The 4,602-nt window shown below is 41.7% G+C and carries 3 protein-coding genes, 1 tRNA gene and 1 pseudogene; 2 read left to right on the forward strand and 3 right to left on the reverse strand.

What is annotated here, in order from left to right; translation table 11 throughout:
- Positions 1 to 38: 38 nt before the first annotated feature.
- Together mazG and ACFE90_RS36545 are read right to left on the reverse strand one after the other, a co-directional pair.
- Complete coding sequence (gene mazG / locus ACFE90_RS36540; RefSeq protein ID WP_375507131.1) at positions 39 to 860, reverse strand: nucleoside triphosphate pyrophosphohydrolase; 822 nt, start codon at positions 858 to 860, stop codon at positions 39 to 41.
- Positions 861 to 863: 3 nt separating this feature from the next.
- A complete protein-coding gene (locus tag ACFE90_RS36545; protein ID WP_375507132.1) occupies positions 864 to 1,484 on the reverse strand; it encodes a metal-binding protein in 621 nt (206 codons plus the stop codon).
- Positions 1,485 to 1,603: 119 nt separating this feature from the next.
- On the opposite strand from ACFE90_RS36545, the gene ACFE90_RS36550 reads away from it, so the two are divergent.
- Positions 1,604 to 1,676: transfer RNA gene (locus tag ACFE90_RS36550), tRNA-Val, on the forward strand.
- Between the two features lie 841 nt (positions 1,677 to 2,517).
- Here the strand turns inward: ACFE90_RS36550 and cas12k are convergent.
- A pseudogene (cas12k, locus tag ACFE90_RS36555) lies at positions 2,518 to 3,138 on the reverse strand (type V CRISPR-associated protein Cas12k); the annotation flags it as partial.
- 1,028 nt (positions 3,139 to 4,166) lie between these two features.
- Between cas12k and ACFE90_RS36560 the strand changes: the two are divergent.
- Positions 4,167 to 4,602: hypothetical protein (locus tag ACFE90_RS36560; RefSeq protein WP_375507133.1), on the forward strand; the 436-nt coding region annotated here is incomplete at its 3' end.

A 4,602-nucleotide genomic window follows, 5' to 3' on the forward strand; every position in this document is an offset into this window, starting at 1 on the left:
TGACTAATGACAAATGACTAATGACAAATGACTAATGACTAATACCCTTCTTTAGCAAGTTGAGCTTTTGCCTGTTGCCATAACTTTTCTAATTCATCCAAATTGTAATCAGAAAGGGGGCGATCAACAACTGCCTCCATTTTTTCTAATCGCTGGACAAATCGTTGATTTGTACCTTGCAAAGCGGCGCTGGGGTCAAGATTATGCCAACGAGCTAGCTGAATCACTGCAAACAATAAATCGCCTAATTCTGCTTGTTGTCGTTCTGGTGTTTCTTCAGCTAAAGCCTGTTGAAACTCCCCCAACTCTTCATGAAATTTATCCCAGACACCCTGAATATTTTCCCATTCAAACCCGATCGCCGCAGCTTTTTGGGAAATCTTCATCGCCGCCGTCAGTGGGGGAAGGGTGCGCCCATAACGAGCAAGTTTCGCACTAAGTTTTTGCGTCTCTGGAGATGCTTCGCCTTTCTCCGCAGCTTTAATCTGTTCCCAATTTTGCCGCACCTCATCCACACTTGCCACCGACACATCACCAAACACATGGGGATGACGGCGAATCAACTTTTGGGAAATCCCCTGAGTTATTTCTTTGAGGGAAAATTGCCCAGATTCGCTAGCGATTTGGGCTTGCAATACCACCTGTAATAATAAATCGCCTAACTCCTCTGCGATCGCATCTTTATCCCCACTCTTAATTGCATCCACCACCTCATAAGCTTCCTCAATCACATAAGGGGTCAGGGTTTCAGGAGTTTGAGCTAAATCCCAAGGACAACCACCATCAGGCGATCGCAATTTTGCTACTACTTCTATTAACTCCTGCAACGCCGCCAAAGTATCAACATTGTCATTTGTCATTTGTCATTTGTCCTTTGTCGTTCTTCCGTTGCTCTTTCTGCTAACTGTAGCTCGACGACTACCGCGACTTGTAACTTTACGCTTCTTAATTTTGCCACTAGGAAGCAATCCACGAATGCCCTGTTTTTGAAAGCGCTTGTATGCCGAACCGCCCCAATCGGACAGAGAATGACTCATCGCACCGAGTTCTAACCCCAAAAACAGGGCGATATATTCAGTATCGTATTGCACGAGCGATCGCCCCACAGTTCCCCCCAAATCTTGCCAAGTAAAACTCAGATTCCATAACCTTTCGGCGATCGCTAAAACGAAAATTGCTAAAATAGCTAGCAAACACCCCAGATAAAGTATTCGTAAAATCGTGCCAATAATCGGTCCGTGGGATAAAAAAGAACGATGCCGCAGACTTTTTTGATAAGGTAGCCAAATCCAGCGCAAGAAACCCCAGCGTTGAAATTGCACAGAGTAAATATCCAAATCGGGGCCAAACATCAGCCCACCAAAGAGAAACCCGCCTGCAACTAACAAAGTCGCATTGCTACTGCGAGTTTGCCAGAAAGTAAAGCCCGCCACGAACGGCAGAGCATACATAGTAATGCGATCGTGCGTCCGACCAGAGGGCATCCTAAATCCTGAGTGCTGAGTAACTGAATACTGAGTCAGTATAAGAGAAAAAAAGATTTTCTTAAAACTACTAGCGCAACGCGAAATGTTTTGCTATATTAGTTAAGGATTAGTCAAACGGGCGGTTAGCTCAGTTGGTAGAGCGCCTGCCTTACAAGCAGGATGTCATCAGTTCGAGTCTGGTACTGCCCATTGTACATTCGCAGATTAATTGTCGGTGTTCGCAAATTAATGTCGAATTTCGCAAGATACTGTCGTTTGTCTGCAAATAACGCTTTTGAGCCATTCTTGATGCTATTAGCAAATTGATGTCGCTCAAAAGCAAATTTATTACCCAATAAAATATTCATTGTTAGGCAGGCGCTCCTTTCAACCCTCCTGTCAAACTTTGAGATTATAAGTTTTAAAAACGACTAAAGCTCACTAAATTATTACTCATTTCTAATTAGGGAGCTTTGTTGAATTTTAAATCAATTGTTTTTAGTACGGGAATGCTTTCAACCCACCCCTAGCCGGGATGGTTGTTGAAACTCTACCCGTCTATAACCCTTGCTATAAAAGCTTTCCATACACATAAATTGGCAGGTCTGCTTAAAAAAGTCTCGAACTGAAAATTTAAAAACTAAATGCATTCACATGCTAGTTTATTAAGTCAAGACTGGATAAGGGTTTTAAAGTTTTGGCGGGACTCCAGGGATTTTGCCCCCGCTTCGACACGCCAAAAAAAATATTTGGAGGGTTCCCCCGACGAAGGGGGTGATTCAGTAGCCACCGCTGCGGTAATCCGCACCGTTGCTAGAACGGTTAGGGCTTAATAAGCCTTACTTCTTATTGCAGGGAGCGCACCTATCCTGTCTTGCAACAGCAGCATCAGAAGCGGGCAGCTACCAGGGTCAGAAAGCAAAACGGTCTGACAACCGTCAAACTAACCCAGATTTTTCACAGTACATTGGCTCCGAAAAGCATGAACTGCGGCGCTATTATTTCTATATTATATTTTCAAGGTTCGGTATTTCAACTAAAGCACCTCAAGTTAGCGCTGTTGATAAGCAAACAAAGCTAAATCTCTGGCTTGTTCCTGTTGAGTGTCTCTAATTGGCTGTGGCCCCCTTTCAATAGATATTCCAATTTTTGCAGCTTGGATTTGAATACTCTCGATTAATCGACCATAGCTCCAACGGTGGACGCTGACACGATAATCTTTGGCATAGTTTTGTTGACCTTCCTTGTAACCTGGAATTTTTTTCTCTGCTCTGGCTTGAACTTCGCTTTGAATGATTTCTCGCATATCCTGAAGTTGAGGTAGAACAATGCTGCCAGCAGAGTAAGTTTTTGCGATCGCAACAATCGCATCTGCTAGTAATCTATCAACATATTGTCCTAACTCTGATTCACCAAATGAGTTTGGCGCGTTTTGTTTCTGAGCTTTGTGGCGTTCGTGTGAAAGACGTTGCTGTTGTTGTCGCTGGCGGTTAAGAAGATTGTAGTGATCACCCAGTAATTGTTTAACGCTGCGATAAGTAAGAACTTTATTGTTGGCAGCATCTACCACAGCAACTGTTGCGGGTTTATCTACACCCAAGCTTACACCAACTAGAATATTAGATTTTCCTTGATACAGAGGTTTACTGGGACGACCAGGGAAGGAGGTGTTAGGGACTTCCAGAAAATAAATTATGCCATTAACAACAATGATAATCATTTTAAAAGGGGTGAAGGGGCTGCCGACCGCAGCCCCTTCACCCCTTTTTGTAATAAGTTGAATAATGACTGAATTTTTGAGGGTAGCAATCAGTGTCTATAGTATTAACTGATTCTCTGAAAAAGTTGTTGATTGAAAACGTATAAACAAAAGTGTTACAACTAAAAGCCGCAACGACAGATTGAAGGTTTTAGCTTACGTAATACTTTAAAATACAATTATGTATTATATTCGCCAACAGTATCATCTAGGGCCCTACCCACCTTTGATTATCTCCTGCATTACATGTATAAGCTGTAACAGGTGCTCCGCGTTGAGGTCCTTTCCCATCAGTATTAGAGATGTCTAAAGACAACCCCCCCATGAGGGAGCATAAATAATCGAAACGGTCTGTGCGTTAACATTTTGAACATTTATAACTTCGGTTATAAAACAAACCAGAAATGCGGAAAACGTGGCTTTGACTAAGTTTCGGATCTTCATGGTAAAGAAACCAAGGAATCTAGATTTGATTAACTTTTCAGAACAGCATTTGTCTATATTTAGATGCGTTTGCCCTGGCATAACAGCTTACCAATTTTCTATGAAGATGCATAGAATAAAGCTTCATGAAAGAGAGCTTCGAGGATAAAATCATAACTTGTCAAAGAGGAGATTACCAGAGAAGACATTTGAGCTAACTCATGTTCAATCCGTTGGCGCAGTTCTTGTAAATTAGAGAAGCTTTCCCCTTTAAAATGATTATCATTATTGCTGATGGAATAGTTTATTTTCTGGAAATCCCTTATGCTCAAAGTCCTATTCTTGCGTATACTTAGTCTAGCGATCGCACCTGTTCATATAATCGCTGAAATTCTTTTACCATCAGCGCTTACCATTTATGGATAAGTCTATTAGCGATCGCACCTTTTTTACCCAACTTCACCAAATCGCGTTGCTCCCAAAGTAAACTGAGATTATTGCACAAGCAAACTTAAGAAATGACACTCTTTGAGCGAGATTTTATTAATGTTAGTGTAAAACAGCTTTTTAAAGAGCAGAGCAGGCGGCGACGGATCACTCAGGCGCTGATTAGTAGTTTAGTTGCTGCTCCAATTTTATTAAGATTTGCATTTTGGCAATGGCAGCAAGCTTCTCTTTCTCTTCAGCGATTTCATGCAGAGAATGAAGAGGTTTTAGCTCAGAGTGTCACCACAGAAAATCTTTTGACCTCAGCAGCAGAACTCGATGCTTTATTATATCCTTTAAAAGCAGGGAAAAATTTGAGAAAATATGGTCAGGCTGTAAATGTAAATAATAGTACAAAAGCAATTGTTGATCTGGAGTCGGTTGTTTATGGATTAACTGAACACAATCGACTGTCAAGCCATAGTGATGATGTCAATAGTTTAGTCTTCAGCCCGGATGGTAAAACGA

It is taken from the genome of uncultured Nostoc sp., from assembly GCF_964245445.1.
GTDB lineage: Bacteria > Cyanobacteriota > Cyanobacteriia > Cyanobacteriales > Nostocaceae > Nostoc.

Coding starts and splice junctions, on each gene's coding strand:
- mazG (WP_375507131.1), bottom strand. CDS start 860: ATGACAAATGACAATGTTGATACTTTGGCGGCGTTGCAGGAGTTAATA.
- ACFE90_RS36545 (WP_375507132.1), bottom strand. CDS start 1,484: ATGCCCTCTGGTCGGACGCACGATCGCATTACTATGTATGCTCTGCCG.